This window comes from Hominenteromicrobium sp., assembly GCF_046974225.1.
Lineage (GTDB): Bacteria > Bacillota > Clostridia > Oscillospirales > Acutalibacteraceae > Hominenteromicrobium > Hominenteromicrobium mulieris.
On the sequence record NZ_JBKWAE010000001.1, the window covers coordinates 278,013 to 301,122 of the forward strand.

At 52.6% G+C, this 23,110-nt stretch carries 20 protein-coding genes and 2 tRNA genes; 17 read left to right on the forward strand and 5 right to left on the reverse strand.

Annotated features, from left to right (window positions below; all coding sequences use genetic code 11):
• Positions 1-26 precede the first annotated feature (26 nt).
• Both secD and secF read left to right on the forward strand, forming a co-directional pair.
• Entirely contained in the window at positions 27-1,436 is a 1,410-nt protein-coding gene (gene secD / locus ACLTX1_RS01385; RefSeq protein WP_412330359.1) for a preprotein translocase subunit SecD, read from the forward strand.
• Positions 1,436-2,374: a protein translocase subunit SecF gene (gene secF / locus ACLTX1_RS01390; RefSeq protein ID WP_176820463.1), complete on the forward strand. Its 939-nt coding sequence runs from the start codon at positions 1,436-1,438 to the stop codon at positions 2,372-2,374. Before secD ends, secF begins: the two co-directional genes overlap by 1 nt.
• A gap of 184 nt (positions 2,375-2,558) precedes the next feature.
• Here secF and ACLTX1_RS01395 read toward each other — a convergent pair whose 3' ends face one another.
• Entirely contained in the window at positions 2,559-2,816 is a 258-nt protein-coding gene (locus tag ACLTX1_RS01395; protein WP_412330360.1) for a helix-turn-helix domain-containing protein, read from the reverse strand.
• A 127-nt stretch (positions 2,817-2,943) separates the two neighbouring features.
• Positions 2,944-5,292, reverse strand: coding sequence for a helix-turn-helix domain-containing protein (locus tag ACLTX1_RS01400; protein ID WP_412330361.1), 2,349 nt, complete (start codon positions 5,290-5,292; stop codon positions 2,944-2,946).
• A gap of 608 nt (positions 5,293-5,900) precedes the next feature.
• Here ACLTX1_RS01400 and ACLTX1_RS01405 point away from each other — a divergent pair.
• The 7 genes from ACLTX1_RS01405 (at position 5,901) to ACLTX1_RS01435 (ending at position 14,132) form a co-directional block, all read left to right on the forward strand.
• Positions 5,901-6,839 (forward strand): ABC transporter permease, encoded by a 939-nt coding sequence (locus ACLTX1_RS01405; RefSeq protein ID WP_308449591.1) that lies wholly within the window; start codon positions 5,901-5,903, stop codon positions 6,837-6,839.
• Positions 6,840-6,861: 22 nt separating this feature from the next.
• A complete protein-coding gene (locus ACLTX1_RS01410) occupies positions 6,862-7,791 on the forward strand; it encodes a carbohydrate ABC transporter permease (protein ID WP_412330362.1) in 930 nt (309 codons plus the stop codon).
• A gap of 81 nt (positions 7,792-7,872) precedes the next feature.
• The gene (locus ACLTX1_RS01415) at positions 7,873-9,507 is read left to right on the forward strand and encodes an ABC transporter substrate-binding protein (protein ID WP_412330363.1); all 1,635 of its coding nucleotides are present in this window, start codon (positions 7,873-7,875) and stop codon (positions 9,505-9,507) included.
• A gap of 175 nt (positions 9,508-9,682) precedes the next feature.
• Complete coding sequence (locus ACLTX1_RS01420; RefSeq protein WP_412330364.1) at positions 9,683-10,960, forward strand: glycoside hydrolase family 28 protein; 1,278 nt, start codon at positions 9,683-9,685, stop codon at positions 10,958-10,960.
• A gap of 12 nt (positions 10,961-10,972) precedes the next feature.
• The gene (locus tag ACLTX1_RS01425; protein WP_412330365.1) at positions 10,973-12,475 is read left to right on the forward strand and encodes a DUF4127 family protein; all 1,503 of its coding nucleotides are present in this window, start codon (positions 10,973-10,975) and stop codon (positions 12,473-12,475) included.
• Positions 12,476-12,519: 44 nt separating this feature from the next.
• Complete coding sequence (locus ACLTX1_RS01430) at positions 12,520-13,206, forward strand: N-acetylmannosamine-6-phosphate 2-epimerase (RefSeq protein WP_176820471.1); 687 nt, start codon at positions 12,520-12,522, stop codon at positions 13,204-13,206.
• Positions 13,203-14,132, forward strand: coding sequence for an ROK family protein (locus ACLTX1_RS01435; protein WP_316687512.1), 930 nt, complete (start codon positions 13,203-13,205; stop codon positions 14,130-14,132). The genes ACLTX1_RS01430 and ACLTX1_RS01435 overlap by 4 nt, the downstream gene beginning before the upstream one ends.
• A gap of 66 nt (positions 14,133-14,198) precedes the next feature.
• On the opposite strand, the gene ACLTX1_RS01440 is transcribed toward ACLTX1_RS01435, so the two are convergent.
• The 3 genes from ACLTX1_RS01440 to ACLTX1_RS01450 all read right to left on the reverse strand — a co-directional run bounded on the left by ACLTX1_RS01440 (position 14,199) and on the right by ACLTX1_RS01450 (position 16,205).
• A complete protein-coding gene (locus tag ACLTX1_RS01440) occupies positions 14,199-14,402 on the reverse strand; it encodes a DUF378 domain-containing protein (protein WP_176820473.1) in 204 nt (67 codons plus the stop codon).
• A 141-nt stretch (positions 14,403-14,543) separates the two neighbouring features.
• Positions 14,544-15,905: a PFL family protein gene (locus ACLTX1_RS01445; protein WP_176820474.1), complete on the reverse strand. Its 1,362-nt coding sequence runs from the start codon at positions 15,903-15,905 to the stop codon at positions 14,544-14,546.
• A 30-nt stretch (positions 15,906-15,935) separates the two neighbouring features.
• Positions 15,936-16,205 carry an ACT domain-containing protein gene (locus ACLTX1_RS01450; protein WP_176820475.1) on the reverse strand — a complete coding sequence of 90 codons (270 nt, stop codon included), beginning with the start codon at positions 16,203-16,205 and terminating at the stop codon, positions 15,936-15,938.
• A 309-nt stretch (positions 16,206-16,514) separates the two neighbouring features.
• Here ACLTX1_RS01450 and ACLTX1_RS01455 point away from each other — a divergent pair, with 309 nt between their 5' ends.
• From ACLTX1_RS01455 to ACLTX1_RS01490, 8 genes are all read left to right on the forward strand, one after another.
• Entirely contained in the window at positions 16,515-17,348 is an 834-nt protein-coding gene (locus ACLTX1_RS01455; RefSeq protein ID WP_308449598.1) for a histidinol-phosphatase HisJ family protein, read from the forward strand.
• Positions 17,349-17,430: 82 nt separating this feature from the next.
• Complete coding sequence (locus tag ACLTX1_RS01460) at positions 17,431-17,919, forward strand: Lrp/AsnC family transcriptional regulator (protein ID WP_395591429.1); 489 nt, start codon at positions 17,431-17,433, stop codon at positions 17,917-17,919.
• Entirely contained in the window at positions 17,915-19,084 is a 1,170-nt protein-coding gene (locus tag ACLTX1_RS01465; RefSeq protein WP_412330375.1) for a pyridoxal phosphate-dependent aminotransferase, read from the forward strand. The genes ACLTX1_RS01460 and ACLTX1_RS01465 overlap by 5 nt, the downstream gene beginning before the upstream one ends.
• Positions 19,081-20,214 carry a DUF362 domain-containing protein gene (locus tag ACLTX1_RS01470; protein ID WP_412330366.1) on the forward strand — a complete coding sequence of 378 codons (1,134 nt, stop codon included), beginning with the start codon at positions 19,081-19,083 and terminating at the stop codon, positions 20,212-20,214. Before ACLTX1_RS01465 ends, ACLTX1_RS01470 begins: the two co-directional genes overlap by 4 nt.
• 13 nt (positions 20,215-20,227) lie before the next feature.
• The gene (ispE, locus tag ACLTX1_RS01475; RefSeq protein ID WP_412330367.1) at positions 20,228-21,094 is read left to right on the forward strand and encodes a 4-(cytidine 5'-diphospho)-2-C-methyl-D-erythritol kinase; all 867 of its coding nucleotides are present in this window, start codon (positions 20,228-20,230) and stop codon (positions 21,092-21,094) included.
• Positions 21,095-21,274: 180 nt separating this feature from the next.
• A tRNA-Gln gene (locus ACLTX1_RS01480) sits at positions 21,275-21,348 on the forward strand.
• Between the two features lie 28 nt (positions 21,349-21,376).
• Positions 21,377-21,453: transfer RNA gene (locus ACLTX1_RS01485), tRNA-Pro, on the forward strand.
• A gap of 78 nt (positions 21,454-21,531) precedes the next feature.
• Entirely contained in the window at positions 21,532-22,941 is a 1,410-nt protein-coding gene (locus ACLTX1_RS01490) for an MBL fold metallo-hydrolase (protein ID WP_412330368.1), read from the forward strand.
• The last annotated feature ends 169 nt before the right edge of the window (positions 22,942-23,110 follow it).

Below are 23,110 nucleotides of genomic sequence, written 5' to 3' on the forward strand. Positions count from 1 at the left end.
TTTTATCCATTGGAGGAAACAATTAGATGAAGCGCGTGAAAAAACCTGTGTTTTTTATCATCGCGGCTCTGATCCTTGCGCTTACATACACATCGGTCTTCGGCGTTTACACGCAGAACGGTGACACGAAGAACACATGGATCAAGGGCGCCGGCGATATAAGATGGGGTATTGATATCCGCGGCGGCGTGGAAGCGACCTTCAGCCCGGCTGAAGGCGTGGAGGCGACCGCAGAGCAGCTTGAAGCGGCAAAGGCAATCATTGAGCTGCGTATGGTCTCGAAGAGCATTACGGACTACGAGATTTACACCGACGAAGCCAACGACAAGATCATTGTTCGTTTCCCGTGGAAGAGCGGCGAATCGGACTTTGACCCGGAGAAGGCGATTGAAGAAATTTCCGCAACGGCGCTGCTGACATTCCGCGAGGGCAAGTCATACGAGACCCAGACCGTGGACGGCGAGGGCAACCCGGTTTACCAGACACCGACGGGCACTACGGCCGATACAATTATTCTGGAAGGCAGCGACGTGACCGAGGCAAAGCCGGTCATGCAGGAGAACTCCACCTCCGGCAGCTACGACTATGCGATCTCCCTGACGCTTTCCGATGAAGGCGCACAGAAGTTTGCAGAGGCGACCGAGCGCCTGAAGGGCAAGACGATCTCCATTTGGATGGACGACATCATGATCTCCGCCCCGACCGTTAACGCGGTCATCACGGACGGCAAGGCTTCCATCACCGGCAACTTTACGGCGGCTACGGCTTCTGAGCTTGCTGCGAAGATCCAGGGCGGCGCACTGCCGTTTGCTTTGCAGACCTCGAACTTCAGCACCGTGAACCCGACGCTTGGCATGAAGTCTCTGGACGCTATGGTCATGGCCGGCGTGATCGCCTTTGCGCTCATCGCTGTATTCATGATCGTGATGTTCAAGATTCCTGGCGTTGCGGCGGTACTGTCCCTTGTGGGCCAGCTGGCCATTACCTTTGCGGCGATCTCCGGCTACTTCCCGTTTGTGAACAGCTTTACGATGACCCTGCCGGGTCTTGCGGGCATTATCCTTTCCATCGGCGTGGGCGTGGATGCGAACATCATCACCGCGAGCCGTATTAAGGAAGAACTCGGCACCGGCAAAACGCTGGACGGCGCCATTCAGAAGGGCTGCTCCAACAGCCTTTGGTCGATCATCGACGGCAACATCACGATTTTGATCGTTGCCATCATGCTCATCGGCGTGTTCGGTCCGTCTAACATTCTCTCTAAGATTTTCGGCGAATCCACGACCGGTGCGATCTACTCCTTCGGCTACACTTTGCTCGTCGGCGTAATCGGCAACTTCATCATGGGTGTGTTCTGCTCTCGTCTGATGATCAAATCGCTTTCCGGCTTCAAGCCGCTCCGTAAGAAATGGCTGTTTGGAGGTGCGGATAAGTAATGAAAAAGTTTGATTTTGATTTCTATAAGAACAGAAAAATCCTGTTCGGCATCTCGATTGGCCTGATGGTCATCGGCTTGATTTTCAATTTCATTCGTGGCACGAAGATGGACATTCAGTTCGTCGGCGGTGCAATGATTAAGTATTCCGTAGACGGCGAAGTCGATACGGATGAAATCGCGTCCCTCGTAAAAGAAGAGACCGGCCGCGACGTTTCCGTTGCATTGAGTAAGACGTTCGGCACGGACGCGAACCAAGTGACGCTGTCCTTTGCGGGCAACGAAGCTGTGACGCTCGATGAACAGCAGGCAATCGCGCAGTCCCTATCCGACGCGTATGCCGACCGCACGTTCAACGTGGTGGAATCGAGCTCCGTTGACCCGACCATGGGCGCGAAGTTCTTCCAGAAGTGCCTTGTTTGCTTGCTTATCACGTTCGTGATCCTGCTCGTTTACATTGCACTGCGCTTTAAGAAAATCGGCGGTCTTTCCGCCGGTGTTACGGCGCTCATCGCACTTGTGCATGACGTGCTGCTTGTGTATTTCGCATTTGTGATTTTCGGTTTCTCAATCAACGATATTTTCATCGCTGTTATCTTGACAATCCTCGGCTACTCGCTGAACGATACCATCGTCATTTACGACCGTATTCGTGAGAACCGCAAGCTCTCCCCGACGAAGAGCCCGGATGCACTGCCGGCTATCGTCAACAAGAGCCTCAATCAGACAATGACGCGTTCTATTCTGACATCTCTGACCACCTTCATGGCGCTGCTTGTCATCTACATTGTTGCGGCGGTTTACGGCATCAGCTCTGTACAGAGCTTTGCACTGCCGATGATGGTCGGCACGATTGTCGGTTGCTATTCCTCGCTGTGCATTGCGGCTCCGCTGTACACCATGTGGGCTGTGCATAAGGGCGAGAAGAGCAAAAAGTAATCTGACCCGAGCTGCTTTTAAGCAAACGTTTCTATTACAGAATGAAATTCCCGGAAAGCCGTGTGCTCTCCGGGAGTTTTTGTATAGGACGCATTTTACGGTGCAGGGGAGATAGAAATAAACAAACGATAAAAAGCTAAAAAACCGGGTAAGCTGCCGTGCGGTGTGCTACCCGGTTTTGGCTTTAGATCTGTTGGGATGTGCCGGTAAGGAGCCAGAAGACATCGACGTCTAAAATTTCGGCGAAGGCTAAAAGCTCGATATCCGTGACGGTGCGAAGCTGACCCTCTAACTTAGAGAGGGCAGAGGCGTTGATATCAACACCGCGCACCTGCAGCTGCGCGAGCAGCTCTTTCTGTTTCATGCCACGATTGCGGCGAATGCTCTCAATACGTGCGCCGACTAAGTTTTTGTCTCCAAGTGGTTTTTTACGGATGCGCATTTGCTCGCCGCCTTTCAAAGTTCTATACACATTATAAGCGTAAATGCACAAAAAATCAATTCATTTTCCGAAAAATTATGAAAATCAACTGCTAACAATTCGTGAACGGTCCGTAAAACCGGGTGAATTACTCTGTGGTTTCGTCCTGTTCTTCGGATTTTGTATCTTCCGCTTCGCCGGAACGCGTGCGGCGATAGGCGAGCGGTGTCATGCCATACTTTTTCTTGAAGATAGAATAGAAATAATTCGTGTTCATAATGCCGATGGCTTCGCTGATTTGGTTGATGGGCAGCTTAGTTTCACGCAGAAGCTGCTCGGCCTTTTTCATGCGGGTGTTGCTGAGGTAATCACTGAACGAATAGCCGATCTGCGTGGCGAAAATTTTGCCGAAGTAGGCGGGGGAAAGGCCTGCCATGCCGGCGAGCATTTTCAGGGAAAGATCCGGATTTGCGTAGTTTTTGTCGATGTATTCCTTTGCGGCATCGGCGGCAAGCTCGTTGCCGTATTTGCGGTTGATGCTTTGATGATGTGCCAAAATGGTGATGAACTCCATGCAGCGCTTGCGCAGCATATAGACGTTCGGTAGCTGACGGTCAATTTTATTCAGTTTATCCATCAAGATGGGATAAGCGGTGTCGTCATCCGTGAAAGTGGTGGAGAAATCGTCGAGCAGCGACATCATGACGTGATTGAAATACGCAACGGCTGTATTGAAGCTGACGTTTGACATGTAGGAAAGCGCGAGATCGAACTCATGCGAGCAGGCATCGAGGTCATTTGCGCGGATGTGCTCGGCAAGCTTCATATGGAGCTTGTTGTGGTATGAGTTGAGATTGATATTCTGGCCGGTCTCATAGGCGAAGAAAATTTTGCCCTGATTACGGATGGCGGAATATTCCAGTGCGATGTTCGTCGCCTCATAGCAGAGGTTGATATTGACGGCTGTCTCCACGATGGTGCCGATGCAGACGGTGGTGTTCATGGCAAACTCGCGCTGCATGACCTCGCACACGCGCTCAAGCTCCGGCACAAGCTTTTCCGGGTAGGCGTTCTTTTGCAGGGGGAGCAACATCACGAGAAAGTTGTGCGAATTGCGGTACGGTACGACACTGCCGAACTGCCCCAAAACTTCGGTGGCGAGGTTTTCGAGAGCGTAGCTGTAAATGAAATAGTTTGGGTCATCCGGGCCGAAGCGCAACTCTTTGGAGGCTGCACTGATAATGACGATGGTGTAATACGGCGCGGTGAGGTCGATGCCGTAGCTTTGGTATACTTCGATGTAATTCGGAATCTGTCCATACTCGCCGTGCATAAGTCGCTGAATGTTGCGCTTTTTGGAATCGGAATAGGAGGAGATGAGGCCTTGCTCCAGCTTATCGGCTTTCATGTACATATCGGAAAAGGCCTTGCTGAGCTGGTCGAGCTCATCGCCGGCATGGTCGTTCGACGGCTTTTTGACGTAGTTGCTGTAGAGCACTTCGATTGGCGCGGAGAGCTTTGCACTGGTGCGGAACGAGATGAACATGCCGACGCAGAGCACAAGAATACCGGCGAGTAACGTGATGATGGCGAGCTGGGGGAGACCGCTGTAAATATTCGAGTACGGCACAATATTGAAGATCGTAAAGCCGGAGGAAGACGCCTTGGCGTAGGTGACGAGCGCTTCGGTATGGTCAGCGCAGGTGTAGGAGAAGGAGCCGGAATTGTCGGTCAGCTCCGGGAAATCCTCCACGGAGACAATAGTATTGTCGGGTTTTGCATGCGTAAAGGTTTCTGAATCACCTTCAGCGATATTGGTGGAGAAAACCTCGCCGTAACGGTTCAAAAGCAGGACTTGCTGAAAGCCGTTCGAGGTGCGCAGGTTCGATATGGAATCGTTGAAATAATCTTCGTCCACGTCTACGATGATGAGGTCGGGCGAGCCGCCTTTGCGTAGCTGTACGCGGAAGACGAAGGAATAGACATAACGGGTCTTGAGCTGCTGTGTGGCGTAGTTTGCACCGATCATGCGCAGAAGGCAGGTATCGGCGCCGGGATTATCGGGCAATCTACGATAATAGTATGCAATATCGTCATCCGTGAGAAAATCTGCCGTAGAGCTGGAGACGAAACGATTGGAGGCAGAGTTATAAAGGCTAGCATAGCGCGTATAGCTCTGCGCCGTTTGGATTTCGCGCAACTTGATGCCTGCATCGGCTTCGATGAGTCGGTTGAAGGTATTGGAGGAGAGGCAACGGTTCGTATTGCTGTTCTGTAAAATTTGATTATTAACGGAGCGCATTTGGCTGTAGAGCATGTCCGTCATCTGACAGACCTGCTCCAACTGATGCACAGAATAGGTGCGCGCAGAGCTGATCTGCAAATTTGCGTAGATGGTGAAAATTAAAAGCGTGACGAGTATAACGGCTATGGCCACCACGCAGAAAATGCTGAAAAGGTACCGGTTGAACAGCCGGGTTTTTACTTTTTTAAACAAAATACAACACTCCAAATACAAAAAGAGAACGAAAAACACGATTTAGATTTCGTATAACTCTATGATAACGGATTTCGGCACTAAACGCAAGCGAAAAATCAGATTATTGATTCAAATCGTAAAAAACCGTAGTTTCATATCACGAAAAGCCGAAAAAAGTGATTTGATTCTCAAAAAATGGAGAAAAGCGATATTTGTGAAGTGCCTTAAAACTGCCAAAATACAAAGTTGTTTTGAAATTTTGGAGTTTATCGCAAAAAGAATACTTTACAAATCGTTCACAGCGTGTTAAAGTTTGTTCATCGAAAACAAACAAGCGGTTTGCAAAAACGGTATCTCTGCACGGGGCAGAGGTTCCGGGAAGACCCATGAGGGAGGGCGCCCGGTGCGCTGTGATTGCAAAACGACACGCTTTGGCAAACACCAAGTTTTGTCGGCACTTTGTTTTCAGCAGGAATAGCGATATTCCGGGTTCGCATTTGCAGAGTCAATATATAAATATAAAGCAAATAAGCTTTACTTTATATGTGCGGCTGTGCAGAGGTGAACAAAACTCTTCCTTATATTATATAGAAGAGACACATTATTCGGAGAGGATGATCGCAAACATGAGTAAGGCGTCAGCTTTGGTTGATGTCAGCAAGAAGAGAGTGAATCCTTTTAAAGAGCTGTGGACAAACAAGTTTTTGTACCTGCTTGCGCTGCCCGCGGTCGTTTACACTTTCATCTTTTCTTATTTGACACTGCCGTACATCGTAATTGCATTTGAGAAGTTCAACTACAAGACGGGTGTTTTTAGCCCGTTTGTCGGTCTGAAAAACTTCGAATACTTCTTCAAGTCCAGCTGGGCGTGGACCGTTACGCGCAACACGCTCGTCATCAACATCCTGTTCCTCATCGTCGGTACGGTTTGCTCCGTTGTTTTGGCAATCGTCCTCAATGAGGTTAAGGCGAAGAAGTTCCTTAAGGTTTCTCAGTCCATGATGCTTTTCCCGTACTTTATTTCCTGGGTTATCGTCAGCTACATGCTGCAGGGTATCCTTGGTACAGAGACGGGCCTGCTCAACAATCTGATGGGTACGCGCATCAATTATTATTCTACCCCCGGCTACTGGTACCCGATTCTTCTGATCCTCAACATTTGGAAGAACACGGGCTACAACACGATCGTTTACCTCGCAGCGATCACCGGCATTGACGAAGGCCTTTACGAAGCAGCTTATATCGACGGCGCTACGCGCTTTAAGCGTATCATTTACATCACGATCCCGCTGCTTGCACCGACCATCTGCATCATGACCCTGATGTCTGTCGGCCGCATCTTCTACGGCGACTTCGGTATGCTGTATGCGATCATCCGCGACAACAGCTCGCTGATGCCGATTGCAGAAGTTATTGATACATACGTTTACCGTACATTTAAGAACACAGGTGATCCGAGCCTTTCCATGGCTATCGGTCTCTATCAGTCCATCGTCGGCTTCATTCTGGTCTTCACAGCAAACTGGATCGTCAGAAGAAAGTTCCCGGATGGCGCACTGTTCTGATACAGGGAAAGGAGACAAGCTCATGAACAGCACGGTTGCGGCGGCGACAAAGCCGTCTAACACCAACAACAAAATCAAGCACAGCACGGGGGAGAACGTCGGTACATTTCTGATTTATCTCGTCGTTGCTCTGTTCGCACTGATATGCGTCCTGCCGTTTGTTCTCGTTATCATCGTTTCTTTCAGCAGTGAGAAATCGATTACGATCAACGGTTACTCTTTCTGGCCGAGCGAATGGTCGGCTGCAGCCTATAAAATGCTCTTCCTGCCGTCCTCATCCGTTCCGCAGTCCTATCTTGTAACGACGATTGCAACGGTTGTCGGTACCGTCGTTGCGTCGTTCATCACATTCGGCGCAGGCTACACCCTTGCAAACCGTTCCTGCCGTTACAGAGACGGTCTGTCCCTTTACTTCTACATCACCATGGTTTTCTCTGCGGGCCTTGTTCCGTGGTACATGATGTGTAAAACATTGAACTGCTACGATAACATCTGGGCACTCATCGTACCGAGCCTGTTGTTCAATCCCTTTAACATGTTCCTTGTGCGCAACTTTGTGCGCGGTATCCCGGCTGAACTGAACGAATCCGCAAAGATCGACGGCGCAGGCGAAGTGAAGATTGCATTCGGCATTTACTTCCCGCTTTGCATGCCGGTTCTGGCTACGATTGCTCTGTTCTATGCCATTGGCTACTGGAACAACTACTTTAACGCAGTTATGCTCGTGAATGATGAGAAGTACTACTCTTTGCAGATGCTCCTCTTCAAGATTCAGTCTCAGATTACTGCACTGAGCAAGCTTACTGCCGGCGCTACGGTCAACGTAAACCCGCCGAAGGAAAGCTTTAAGATGGCGACCTCCGTTATCACCATGGGCCCAATCATCATTCTGTATCCGTTCTTACAGAAGTACTTTGTTAAGGGCATGGTCGTCGGCGCTGTTAAGGGTTAATTGCCCGCAAACATTTTAATTCGGTGTTTACCGTGGAAGGCGGTTACACATATATCAATTTTCAAGGAGTTGAAGTAAGAAATGAAGACAACGAAGAAACTGCTGGCTATGGCTCTGGCAGCTGCAATGGTTGTTACGGCTTTTGCAGGTTGCTCCGGCAACAACGACACTTCCAGTGCTGACAGCACATCTTCTGCTTCCTCTGAGGCTTCTACTTCGTCCGATGCTTCCACATCTGACGAATCTTCGGCAACAGAGGACGACGGCACCATTCACCCGATGCGTATTGTACAGCCGGGCACACTTTGCCCGGACTATGAGACCGGTATGGCTGCTGTCAACGAGAAACTGAAGGAAGACGGCGTAAACATTGAGGTTTCCGTCACAAGAATCCCGTGGGATGCTTATGCTGAGAAGCTGAACCTCATGCTGACGACCGGTGAAGAGTTCGAGCTGCTGCATGTTATGCAGGACGTTAAGAACCTTTCCGCTATCGCAGGTATGGGTGCTATCTCCTCCATCCACGATTCCATCCAGAACTACCCGGACCTCTACAACAAGTTCTCTGAGACCGAGTGGCTGGGCACCCTCTACAAGGGCGAAGAGTACGCAGTACCGTGCTACTGGAGATCCTTCGACAACACGATGTCCTACATGGACTACCGTTCCGACATCGCTGAGAAGGTCGGCTACGACGAGTTCCCGGACACGACGGAAGGCATCATCGACCTCATGAAGAAGTCTCAGGACGAGATCCTCAACGAGACCGGTATGAAGGCTTATTCTTGGTTCCATCAGGTTCAGGATACGGCGCACTGGCTCCACAGAAGCTATGATACCTATCCGTTCTATGTTGAGAACTCCCTCGGCATCTGCCTCATCCGTCAGGACGGCACGGTTGATTCCTTCTATGAGTCCGAAGAATTCAAGAAGGACGCAAACACCTACTACGAGATGTATCAGGCCGGTCTCATCGACCCGGATATCTTGAACCGCGACCATCAGAAGCAGTACGACGATGCTAATTACGGCGCAATGCTTCCGTCCCAGACATTCGACCCGTACACGGGTGTTACGATGCAGAAGAACGGTGTTGAAGGCGCAGAAGTCAAGTGGGTTGAAGCTTTTGGCGACGACATTCCGGACATGATCTACACCTATGTGCAGAACCTGAATGCGATTTCTTCCACTTCTGAGGATCCGGAATCCGGCCTCAAGTTCCTCAACTGGCTGTATGCTTCCGAAGAGAACCATGACCTCTTCCACTATGGCATTGAGGGCACGCACTATACCAAGACCGGCGACCACAGAATTGAGCAGGTCAAGGGCGACGACGGCAACCCTCTGTACAGCATGGATACCTGGATGACCGGCTACCTGCCGTACATGGCTTATGCTACCGATACGCCGGACGAGCAGGTCGATTACATGACCTACAAGTCTGACAACTACGTCATTTCCCCGGCTGCAGGTTTCATCTTTGATTCCTCTAACGTTACCAGTGAGCTGACGAACCTCCAGACCGAGATCATCTCCTCCATCTACCCGATTAAGGTCGGTATGGTTTCCTATGAGGACAACATCGATGCTGCTATTGAGAAGCTGAAGGCTGCTGGCCTCGATAAGTACATGGAAGAGTACAGAACCCAGTTCAAGGCTTATCTGGATGCTAACCCGAACGTACTCGAGATCGCAAAGGGCACCACGGAAGGCTAATTGCTCTTCTGAAACCTGAATAATGATCTGAATGCAGGGCGCAGGACGCAAAAGGTCCTGCGCCCTTGCTTCATTATTCTTACTCTTTAAACTTGAAATTGATTTAAGATGTCTGTTACACCGAATATATCGGTGCAGAAAATATGAACTCTGAAGAGAATTGGGGAAAGAGATAATGTTAAATATCAGAGATTTCGGTGCGGTGGCTGACGGCAAGACCGTCAACACAAAAGCCATTCAGGCGGCTGTGGACCGCGCAGGGGAGACGGGCGAGACCGTGCTCGTTCCCGGCGGCGTGTTCATTACCGGTACAATCCATTTGAATGGTGCATCGTTGCATTTGGAGCCGGGCGCTGTTTTAAAGGGCTCTACGAATATCGACGACTACCCTGCACAGGATTTTATCCACAATGAAATGGGGGTGCTGCGTGCCCTGCTTATCAACCGTGACCACGACAATGTGACTATCGACGGCAGCGGCACCATTGACCTTTCCGGCACATCGTTTTATGATACAAGCGTGATGAACGTACCGAGCAGCCGTGTTCCGTTCACAAAGGAGCAGGAAGCCGAATGCACATACCCCATCGGCACGCGCCCGAGCCAGTGCATCTTCTTCCACAATGCGAAGAATGTTACTGTGCACGGCATTAAGGTTATCGACGCGCCGTGCTGGACGTTCAGCTTCAACGCGTGCGAGAATGTAAAGCTGCTTGGCCTTACGATTGACACCAGCCTCAACGTGCCGAACGACGACGGCATCCATATTGCGAGCAGTAAAGGCGTTATTATTGCCAATTGCCATATTTCGAGCGGCGACGACTGCATTGCGCTTTCCGGCATTACGGATTGGGCAAAACCGTGCGAGGACATCGTCATCACGAACTGCGTGCTGCGTTCCTGCTCGAAGGCAATTGTCATCGGCTACAGTTACAGTCATATCCGCAACGTGACCATCACGAACTGTATCATCAAGGAGAGCAACCGCGGCATCTGCTTCATGTGCAACGATACGTCCGCACTTGTGGAGAATGTGCGCATCAGCAACATGATTGTTGACACGCGTGTACGCGCCGGCAACTGGTGGGGCAACGGCGAGCCGATCTTCATGATGGCTGTAAAGCACGATTACCTTATCCCGGCAGAGCAGGACCCACACCGCGAGACCGACTGCGCCATCCGCAACGTGTACATTGACGGCGTGACCTGCATGGGCGAGAACGCCATGGGCATTTACGGCGTGGACGGCAACATCCGCGAAGTGGAGCTCAGAAACATTGACTTCACCCGTAAGCCGTCTAAGAACCTGCCGCTCAAGGGCAATGTGTTTGACTTTGCACCCGGCAGGGTCGATTTTGAAGTGCCGGAGGACTGCGGCCTGTACATCGGCGGCGGTGCGGACGTGAAGCTGGAGAACATCAACACACGTGCGTGGAAGATCATCCACGCATAAAAGGAGACTACCATGAAAAATATTATTTTGCTGCCGCTCGACGAGCGCCCCTGCAACTTTGATTTCCCGTCCAAAATTTTCAACGGCGAAAAGTATACGATCATTCGCCCGGAGCGTCTCGGTCAGAAGAAGACCCCGGCGTCTTATGAATTCATCCACGATTTCCTGCTCGCAAATATCGAAAAGGCAGACGCGGCGGTCATTTCCATCGATACGCTGCTGTACGGCGGCCTGATTCCCTCGCGCTTGCACCATCTTTCCAAGGAGACGGTTTTGGAGCGTCTGATGCTTTTAAAAGAACTGCGCGAAAAGAACCCGCAGGTAAAGCTGTACGCTTTTCAGTGCATCATGCGCTGCCCGAAGTATTCCTCCGACGATGAGGAGCCGGATTACTATGAGCTTTACGGCAAAGAGATTCACCATATTGGCCGTCTGACGCACCTCGAAAAGCTCGGCATGGGTGACGCGGACGAGCTTTCTGAGCTGAAAGCGAAGGTAGATCCCGCGGCGCTTAAAGACTATCTTGACCGCCGCGCGTTTAACGGCAGCTTTAATATCCGCACGCTCGACCTTGTGGAGGACGGCACGATTGATTTTCTCATCATCCCGCAGGACGATTCCGCAAAGTACGGCTACACCGCAATGGACCAGAAGACCGTGCGCGCGAGGATCGACGAGAAGGTGCTCAATGACCGTGTGATCTTGTACCCGGGCGCCGATGAGCTCGGCATGGTGCTTGTCTCCCGCGCCATCAACGCGCTCGAGAATAACACCCCACGCGTATACCTCAAGTATGCGTCCACGCTGGCGCCGCAGCTGATCCCGAACTACGAGGACAGAAGTCTCAATGAGACCGTAAAGTACCACGTCATGGCGGCGGGCTGCATCGCTGTGCCGTCGCTCGCCGACGCCGACGTTGTGATGGGCATCACCGCTCCGGCAAACGAGATGGAAGAAGCCGCAAATCAGCCGGCGAATAACATCAACTATGATGTGGAGCGCAATATGGCAGAGTTTCTGTACTTTGTGAACGATTGCCTGAAGCGCGGCATTCCGACGGCGATCCTCGACAATGCCTACACGAACGGCGGCGAATTGCAGCTTCTGCGCGTGCTCAATAAGCAGGGTGTTTTGATGAAGCTTGCAGGTTATGCAGGCTGGAACACCTCTTCAAACTCCATGGGCACGGTGCTCGCGATGATTGTGAACAATATGTACCAGAATAATACCGAAGCGAAGCAGAACTTCCTTGTGGAGCGCTTTATCGAGGACTTCGGCTACGGTGCGGTCGTGCGCAGCTACGTGACGGAGCACATTCTGCCGCAGTGGGGCATGACGTACTTCTGGTGCGAAGAGCAGCGCGGCAAGGCGGCCAACGCCGTTTTGGAGGAGCTGCGCAAATTTGTAAAGACGGAAATGACGTCTGTTGCGGACAAAGTAACCGTGGAAGATATTTTCCTGCCGTGGAGCCGTATGTTTGAAATTGGGCTCAAGGCAACGTACAAAGCGGACTAAGATAGAGATACAGGATGTTTTCAAAAACGAAAGGACGCGTTTTTATGACAAATCAGGAAATTTTAAACCAGATTCACCGCGGCGTAATTGTCTCTTGCCAGGCGCTGCCGGATGAGCCGCTTTACGGCTACCACTTTATGGGCCACCTTGCATTTGCCGCAAAAGAGGGCGGTGCTGTGGGTATTCGTGCCAATACCTGCGAGGATATTGTGGACATCAAAAAGGAAGTTGACCTGCCGGTCATCGGCATCATCAAGAGCGTATATGACGACAGTGATGTATATATCACGCCGACGATGAAGGAGATCGATGCACTGGCGGCGACCGGCGTGGAGATTATCGCGCTGGACGCAACAGACCGTCCGCGCCCGAACGGCCTTGATCTTGACACGCTGTTCAAGGAAGCGCGCGCAAAGTACCCGAATCAGCTCTTTATGGCAGACTGCTCTTGCTATGAAGACTGCAAGCACGCGGCGGAGATCGGCTTTGACCTTGTCGGCACGACGCTGTGCGGCTACACGGCAAAGACGAAGGGCACGGCTATCCCAAACTACGATCTGCTTTCCCGCATCACGACGGAGCTGAACGTGCCGGTCATCGCGGAGGGCGGTGTTTGGGAGCGCGGCCAGCTGCAGAAGGTGTTCTCTTACCCGGTGCACGCAGCGGTTATCGGCACGGCCATCACGCGCCCGCGTGACATCACCCGCAGATTTGTTGAGGCCATTTCATGAGTACGCTTTTAGGCATTGATATCGGCGGCACGGCTGTGAAGATCGGCGTTGTGGACGAAAACGGCAAAGTTCTGCTTTCCGAAACGCGCAGCGTCAGCTTTGACGGTTACAAAACGTCCATCATGACGACGGTTGCGAACCTTGCGGGAGAAGTTCTCGAAAAGAGCCCCGTGAAAATCGAGGGCATCGGCGTTTCGGCAACGGGGCAGATTGATGTGAACTCCGGCACGGTTATCGGCGTGGGTGCACAGCTCGGCGACTGGCTCGGCAGCCCGGTGAAGAAAATTCTGGAAGACCGGTTTCATCTGCCTGTAACCGTCATCAACGACGCGAACGCAGCGGCGCTCGGCGAGCAGACGTTTGGTCGCGCAAAGGGCAAGGAGAACGTGCTTGTCGTTACGGTCGGCACCGGCATTGGCGGCGGCATCATCGAAAACGGTCGCCTCATTCAGGGCAGACGCGGCATCGGTGGCGAAATCGGGCATTATATCATCAATTTTGACGGTGTGGAGTGCCCGTGCGGCAACCGCGGCTGCTTTGAGCGCTACGGTTCTACGGGCGCGCTTGTGCGCCGTTTTACGGAGAATGTTGCATTGCTCGAAAAGCTGGGCGTACCGGCAGAAGACGTCAACGGCAAGGTGATCTTTGACCACCTCGATGACGCAGACGTCAGCGCGACGGTGAACAGCTGGATCGACAGCATCGCATTTGGAATCATCGGTCTTGTGCACATTTTCAACCCGGAAATGGTGCTCATCGGCGGCGGTATTTCAAGGGAAGACGAACATTTTATCCGCCCGCTTCGCGAGAAGATTTTGAACGGCGCGATGGAGCAGTTCGCAAAAGACCTTGAGGTGGAGGCCGCTGCACTCGGCAACAACGCCGGCCTGCTCGGCGCATGTGCGTATTTCAGACAAAACTTTTAACCGACGTATATAACAACAAAAGCCGAGGCGCTTCAAAACGAAGTGTCTCGGCTTTTTGCGGTGCATTTACTTTTCAATGAGGTCATTGTCCCTGAACAGGAGGGAAATGCACCATACGGCGGCGATGCCGACGAGTGTGTAGATGATGCGGCTCAAAACGGCGCCCTGTCCGCCGAAAAGCCATGCGACGAGATCAAACTGGAAAATTCCGATCAGGCCCCAGTTGATGCCGCCGATCACCGTCAAAATCAAAGCGATGACGTCCAGCATATACTCTGCTCCTTTTTGCATTCGCCTGCACCCGACCGATGGCGAAAATCGAACGCAGGCGATAAAAAATCCTCGGAGAACAAAGACAAAACGCTTTGCTCACCGAGGATAGTATGAACGAAAAACTGAATTTTATGTTTTTTAGTTTTTAAGGCTCTGCAGCGGGGCGGGGATGCGGCCGCCGCGGTTGACGAACACGGCCGGGGAATTCGTATTGACTTCCATAACAGGGCCGCAGCCGAGCAGGCCGCCGAAGTTCAGTTCTTCGCCGACCTTCTTGCCGATGGCCGGAATGAGGCGCACGGCGGTCGTCTTGGAGTTGACCATGCCGATGGCAGCTTCGTCCGCGATGATGCCGGAAATAATCTCCGGGGTGATGTCGCCCGGAACGCAGATCATATCGAGGCCGACGGAGCAGACCGCCGTCATGGCTTCAAGCTTTGTGATGGAAAGCGCGCCGCTCTTTGCTGCGGCGATCATGCCGGCGTCTTCACTGACCGGGATGAACGCGCCGGAAAGGCCGCCAACGTGTGAGGACGCCATGACGCCGCCTTTTTTCACAGCGTCGTTGAGCAGAGCCAGTGCAGCTGTGGTACCGTGTGCGCCGCACTGCGCAAGGCCCATGCCCTCAAGGATATCCGCTACGCTGTCACCGATAGCCGGTGTGGGGGCGAGGGAGAGGTCGACAATACCGAACGGCACGCACAGACGGCGGGAAGCCTCCTGCGCGACGAGCTGACCCATGCGCGTGATCTTGAACGCGGTCTTCTTGATGATGTCCGCGATCTCAGTGATATTATCGGTATCTTTTGCCTTCTTGATGGCTGCGCGCACAACGCCCGGACCGGAAACGCCCACGTTGATGACGCAGTCCGGCTCGCCGGCACCGTGGAAAGCGCCCGCCATGAAGGGGTTGTCCTCCGGTGCGTTGCAGAACACGACGAGCTTTGCCGCACCGATGCAGTCGCGGTCCGCGGTGCGGACGGCGGCTTCCTTGACGATGTGACCCATTTTCTTTACGGCGTCCATGTTGATGCCGGCCTTTGTAGAGCCGATATTGACGGAGGAGCAAACGAATTCCGTTTCCGCAAGTGCTTCCGGGATGCTTTCAATCAAAGCGTAATCGCCGGGGGCAAAGCCCTTATGCACGAGCGCGGAATAGCCGCCGATGAAGTTGACGCCGACGGTCTTTGCGGCGCGGTCCAGTGCCTTTGCAAAGCGAACGGGGCTTGCACCGGGGTTTGCGCCCGCCAGCATGGCGATGGGCGTGACGGCGATGCGCTTATTCACAATCGGAATGCCGTACTCGCGGCTGATGTCCTCGCCGGTCTTGACGAGGTTTTCGGCATAGCTGCAAATTTTGTCGTAGACCTTCGTGCAGGCCTTATCAATATCGGAATCGATGCAGTCGAGAAGCGAAATGCCCATCGTGATGGTGCGCACATCGAGGTTCTCGTTATCGATCATATTTATGGTTTCCAGAATATCATGTGTATCGATCATAGTTTCATTCCCGGCCTTTCGGTAATAGATTTAGATTCTGTGCATGGAGTTGAAAACGTCCTCGTGCATAACATGGATCTTCAGGCCGAGCTTTTCGCCAAGCGTATCGAATTCATCGGAGAGCTCGCTGATCGGCACGGTCGCAGCACTGATGTCTACGATCATGATCATGGCGAACATATCCTGCAAGATGGACTGTGTGACTTCAATGACATTGATGCCTTTTTCTGCGCATACGGTGGAGACTTTCGCGAGAATGCCGACCATATCTTTTCCGATTACGGTGATGACTGCTTTCATAAAATGACCCTACCCTTTCCTGCAAAACATAAAAGCGCTTTGCTGTGGTTTTCTATTTCTTTATTATCTATCAAATGTGGGGCGCTGTCAAGGTTTAAAAGGTGTTTTGCAGGAAATAGCGGTGTAAAAATCAAAAAGGTACGGTGCGGAGAAATCGGAAGAAGCTTTCACATCGCTTTACAATGCGGTTTTAGGCGAAAAGTTGCAAAACTTGTGCTTTGGGTATTCCAAAATGATTTTTATTGTGTTAAAATCAATTTGTATATTGTTTTGAGCATACAGGTCGAAGTGCTTTAAGGGGATGATCTTTTGCGTTACAAAAATATATCCGATTGTCACAGCCATTCCAACTGCTCGTTCGATGGCACCCGCAACATGCGCGATATGTGCATGAACGCCATCGAGATGGGTCTGGTTTACTACGCTGTGACCGACCACTGCGAGTGCAACCAGTACATGAACGTGCCGCACATTCCCGGCGGACGGTATTACGATGTCGTACGTCAGTCCTATGCGGAGCTGTTGCAAAATCAGGAACGTTTTCCGAATTTGAAGCTTTTGCGCGGCATTGAGCTCGGCCAGCCCCTGCAGGACCTAAACGCAGCACACGATGCGCTTACGGGGCGCGACTACGACGTGGTGATCGGTTCGCTGCACAACATTCGCGATCACGACGATTTTTACCACATCGGCGAGCATAATCCCACCGAGCAGGAGATCGACAACGCTTTGCACGCCTACTTTGCGGAGAGCCTTGAAATGGTGGAGTGGGGCAAGTTCGATACACTGGCGCACATCACCTACCCGCTGCGCTACATGTGTAAGGCGGGGGAAACGCCCAGCTACAAGCCGTATCAGGACGAGCTGGACGCGGTTTTAAAAGCGCTCATCAAGTCGGACATCGCGCTGGAGTTCAACACCTCCCGTATTTTGCGCACGGATGCGCCGAAGCTGCCCGACCGCGAAGTCTATTCGCGCTATAAGGAGCTTGGCGGTAAGCTTGTCACCATCGGCGCGGATGCACACCGCACGGAGAACATTGCAAGCGGCGTAGAGGAAGCCATGGAGCTTTTGAGCGACATCGGCTACAAGGAGTACACCGTGTTTGTAGAGCGCAAGCCGGTGCAGGTGCCAATCGAATAAAACAGATTACACTGCCTGCTGCAAAAGGTACAGCAGGCCTGCAAAATAAAAACAGAAGGGATAAAACACCATGGATAAGAAAATGGAAAAGCTTTTAAAGCTCTTGCAGGATGATGCCAAGCTGACCGTGCAGGAGCTTGCCGTTATGCTGGATATGACCGAAGCCGAAGTGGCGGCCGCCGTTCATAAGTTTGAAAAAGACGGCGTCATCAAGGGCTACCGCACGCTCATCAACTGGGAGCGTACGGATGTGCACCGCGCAAGTGCACTCATTGAACTGCGCGTTACGCCGAAGAAGGACTCCGGCTTTGATGAGCTTGCCGCACGCGTAAAGGCCTTCCCCGAGGTGGAAAGCGTCTGCCTGATGTCCGGCGGCTTTGACCTTGCCGTAACCGTTACGGCGAATACCATGTCTGAGATCGCGATGTTCGTTGCAAAGCGCCTCGCGCCGATCGACGGTGTGCTCTCCACTGCCACGCACTTTATTCTGACGAAATATAAGGACGGCGGCGTGGACTTTGTCACCGACTACGATGAGATTGACGAGAGAGGAAGCAACCTTTGTGATTGATTACAGCAAATACCTGAACGACCGTGCGCGCGTGATTAAGCCCTCCGGTATCCGCCGCTTTTTTGACATTGCAAACGAAATGGAGGACGTGATCTCCCTTTCCATCGGCGAGCCGGATTTTTTCACCCCGTGGCATATCCGCGAGGAGGGTATCACGACGCTGGAAAAGGGCAGAACGCGCTACACCCCGAACCGCGGCCTGATGGCGCTGCGCGAGGAGATCTGCCGCTTTTTAAAGCGCAAATATGACCTGGAATACACCGCAGCTACCGATATTCTTGTCACCGTTGGCGGCAGCGAGGCTATCGATATGGCGCTGCGCTGCCTTGTGGGCGAGGGCGATGAGGTTATTATCCCGGAGCCGTGCTTTGTGTGCTACGACCCGCTGACCCGTATGGCGGGCGGCGTGCCGGTTTCCATCGCAACGAAAGCGGAAAACGAATTCCGCTTGACGCCCGAAGAACTTGAAAACGCCATTACGGACAAGACGAAGGTGCTTATTTTCCCGTATCCGAATAACCCCACGGGTGCCGTGATGCGCCGCGAGCATTTGAAAGCGCTGAGCGAAGTGATCATTCGCCATGACCTCATCGTGCTTTCCGATGAGATTTACAGTGAGCTGACTTACGGCGGCGAGCCGCACGTCTCCATTGCGTCGCTGCCGGGCATGAAGGAGCGCACCGTCGTCATCAACGGCTTCTCGAAGACATATGCGATGACGGGTTGGCGCATGGGCTACGCGGCGGGCCCGAAGGAGATTATTTCCCCGATGACGAAGCTGCACCAGTACGGCATTATGAGTGCCCCGACGATGTCACAGTACGCGGCGATCGAAGCGCTGAAAAACGGTGATGACGACATTGCCGAAATGCGCGACCAGTACGACATGCGCCGCCGTTTGATTGTGGACGGGCTCAACCGTCTCGGCCTTACCTGCTTTGAGCCGGAGGGCGCGTTTTACGTGTTCCCGTCCATTCAGTCCACCGGCATGACGTCCGATGAATTTTGTGAGCGTCTTATTTACGACAAGCACGTCGCGGTGGTGCCGGGCTCGGCATTCGGTGCGTGCGGTGAGGGCTTTGTACGCATTTCGTATGCGTATTCCATCAAGCACCTTGCAGAGGCGCTGAACCGCATCGGCGCATTTTTGAAGGAGTTAAAGTGAGTGCGTATGTAAAGCGGCTTGCGGATTATGACATAGAACGGCTGACCGAAGCGGTGGATGCAATGTTCACCGCTTCGGCGTTTTATGGCCGCATAAAACCGCATATGACCGTTATTTTGAAGCCGAATCTCGTCATGCGCTCTGCGCCGGAGGAGGCCATCATCACGCACCCGAATGTGACGGCTGCGGTCGCGATTTGCCTGCTGCGGCGGGGCGCGGACGTGCTGGTGGCGGAAAGCGGCGGCGGGCCGTACAATACATCTATCATGAAAGGCACGTTCCGCGCGTGCGGCTATACGGAAGCGGCGGAAAAATACGGCTTTTCGTTATATACAGCGTGTAAGAGCACGGCAGTGCAGCTGCCGGAGGGCAAGCGCTGCAATACGCTGACCGTCACAGAGCTGTTCGCGCGGCCGCGCGAGACGCTCGTCATCGACATTGCGAAGTTAAAGACCCATGGCATGATGGGGTATTCCGGCGCGGTGAAGAATCTCTTCGGTGTGGTGCCGGGGCTATTAAAGCCGGAGCTGCACAGCCGTTACCCGGAAAAAGAGCCGTTTGCGGAAATGCTCGTCGATTTGTGTGAATATGTGCACCCGGATTTCTCGATTATAGATGCGATAGACGCCATGGAGGGCGATGGACCTACGGGCGGCCAAAAACGCTTTGTCGGCGCACTTGTGGGGTCTGAAAGTCCCTACGAAGCGGATATGGTCGGCGCGAAGCTCATCGATATGAAGCCCGAAGAAATTTTGGTGCTCAAAAACGCACAGGAGCGCGGACTTTGTGCGGGAAAGCTTTCGGAGATCGAAGTGCTTGGTGACGATTTTGAGAATATTGTCGTACACGATTTTAAGCGTGCACGCTCCAGCAGCATCGATTTTACGACACGCGTTCCGAAGTTCATGCAGCCGCTTGCAAAGAGAATTTTAACGCCGTACCCGAAGATCAACACGGCACAGTGCGTGGGCTGCGGCAAGTGCGCGGAAAGCTGCCCGCAGCACACCATAACGGTGCGGGAGCACAAGGCGCACATCGAGTACAGCAAGTGCATTCATTGCTTCTGCTGCCACGAAATGTGCCCGAAGCACGTCATCAATATCAAGCGGTTTTCACTGTTTGACCTATGAGGGAGGACTGAATATGAACACAGCCGAATGTAATGCGTATGCAAAAATCAACTTATCGCTCGATATTACCGGGCGGCGCGAGGACGGCTACCACACGGTCGACATGGTGATGCAGTCCGTGTCTCTCTGCGACCGTGTGCGCGTGACGCTGAACGATACGGGGGAGGTTATACTCAAGTGCTCGAAGCCGCACATCCCGTGCGACGGGCGCAACACGGCATACAAGGCTGCGCAGTATTATTTTGACGCTACCGGTGTGCCGTTCGGCGCAGATATTTATATTGAAAAGCATATCCCGGATCAGGCGGGCATGGGCGGCGGCAGTGCGGATGCAGCAGCCGTGCTGAAATTATTGAATCATCTGTGCGCAGAAGCGGGGGAGGAGCCGCTCAATACGGCAGAGCTTTTGTATCTCGGTTTGCGCATTGGTGCAGATGTGCCGTTCTGCATTTTAAACGGCACATATCGCTGCCTTGGCATTGGTGAGCAGTTGCTGCCGCTGGCAGAGATACCGAAGTGTTACCTTGTCGTTGTGAAGCCGGACGTGGGCGTGAGCACGCCGGAAGCGTACCGTGCGTGCGATAACGTGCCGGACGGCGGCATGCGCTACACGCCGGGTATGGTGCGCGCGGTAGAGCATCGCTCGATTGAGGAAATTGCAAACGCGCTCGGAAATCGGTTTGACGACGCGCTGCAAATCTCCGTTGTGCAGGAGATAAAAAAATATCTGTGCGAAAACGGGGCGTTAAATGCGTTGATGACCGGCAGCGGCTCCGCGGTTTTTGGAATTTTTTCTGAAAAAAGCTTGGCGGAAAATGCCGCAAAGCGTATGCCGAAGGCATTCGGCGCGTGTTTTTTGACAGAGCCCATAAACGGCTGAAAAGGCAAAAAACCGCATAATTCCGCGCTTTTTTGCGCGTTTTAATTCTCACTCGAAAAATAAATTTCAAATTTTTAAAGTTTTTTTGAAAAAAGGGTTGACTTTTCCCGAATATCTGCTATAATAGATTACGTTGTCCGACGGAAACAAACGAAACGAAAGAAAGACAGCGAAACAGATAGCGGTATTGTGTAATGGTAGCACAGCAGACTCTGACTCTGTTTGTCTGGGTTCAAATCCTGGTACCGCTGCCAAATGGCCTTGAGTATTCAAGGCTTATATCGAGGTGTGGCTCAGCTTGGTAGAGCGCTACGTTCGGGACGTAGAAGCCGGAGGTTCAAATCCTCTCACCTCGACCATGAAAGACTTTGCAGAAATGTGGAGTCTTTTTGTTTTATTCACAAAATAGCGGATCATTGTAACGGGGAGGAAAAGGTATGCGTTATTTTGAAAAAGTGTTTGACGGACAGGTGCTCAAGTGGTGCGTGAACGGCGCGGAGCTGGGCGGCGGGAAGCCGACGCTGCTGTGTCTTGTCTCGAATGAAACGGAGGCGGAAAGCTGTTTAAGTAAACTCGAGCCGCATTGCGGAGAAGCACAGGTAACCGCGTTGATTTTACCGGGCGGTATATTGCCCGAAACAGCGGTGCAGAGCTTGGTTTTTGAATGGCAGACGACGGGCATCATCGACAAATGTAAATTGTCGCTCACGGTATCGCAAAGCTGCGCGGACGCGGCGTGGCGGCTGATTTCGCATTTGTCGCATTGCTTCAGCGCGGCGGCGATTCTCGGCGGGCACGCAGACCCTTATGAAGTACGCGCGGCAAAATTCATGCCCCTGAAGGTGTATACGTTCGCGGGTGAGGGCAATGTGCTCGCAGACGGCAAGGTGCTTGCAGACGCGGAAAAGCTTGTGATGAGTCTGCGCGTAACAGGCTCCGAAACGGTGGAGCGCACGGAGATCAACCCCGAAAACGCATGGGAAAATGTCTTTGCGGACGGGGAAATTGTTCGTTGGCTGCTAAAGCAGGATAGACGCACGCAGCTTGAAGTGACGTGGATAAAGCCCGGTTTTTGGCGGATAGATGACTACTTTACGGCGACGTGCTACCTCATTGAGGGCAGGGACAAGGCGCTTTTGATCGACACGGGCATGGGCGAGGGCGACCTGCTCGATACCGTGAAGAAGCTGACGCGGCTGCCGGTCGAGGTTGCGATTACGCACCCGCACCGCGACCACATGTTCCGCATCGACCGATTTGAAAAAGTATATCTGCACAAAAACGATGTGGAGAAGATCCGCGAAGACGAAAACTGCTTTGCGGCGGCGCTTTCCGACGGCGGCAAATACCCGCAGCTTGTACCTATTGACGAGGGTAGCGTGATCGACCTCGGCGGCGGTGTGACGGTGGATGTGCTGAATCTCGGCGGGCACACGGAAAACTCCGTGGTGTTCGCGTGCGCACACTACAAGGCGCTTTTTACCGGCGACGCCATCGGCTCCGGGTATATCGTTTTGATGATCTGCCCGGAAAAAGACATGTATAAGGTCTTGGAGAGCTACAAAAAGAACCTTGAGTGCTTCCTGCCGCGTGCGGAGGCGCTGCGCGATTATGCGTGGTTCGGCGGGCATTCCATTCAGGAAAACGGCTGCGACGAGCAGCACCAGCAGGATTACCTTGCGGGCAGGTCGGTCTACTATAACCCGCTGCGGCTCGAGATTGTGCAGGATATGGTAGTGCTGTGCGAAAAACTGATCACGGGAGAGATCAGCAAGGCTGATGTCATGTCGACGGACGAGCACTACTGCAATTATGGCAGTGCAGGCATGTATTTCAGATTCATTTAACACCCTAAAACGAGAAAAAGGCTTTGTCGGCATCAAATCGGTGCGCGGCAGAGCTTTTTTCTTTTAGGGTGCGGTTTATTTTTGATTTTAATGAGCTGTGCGTTGAGGCTCTCTATGAGGCCGTCCGGCACAGAGGCGAGGACGGTCATGGTTTTGGCATCATAGATTT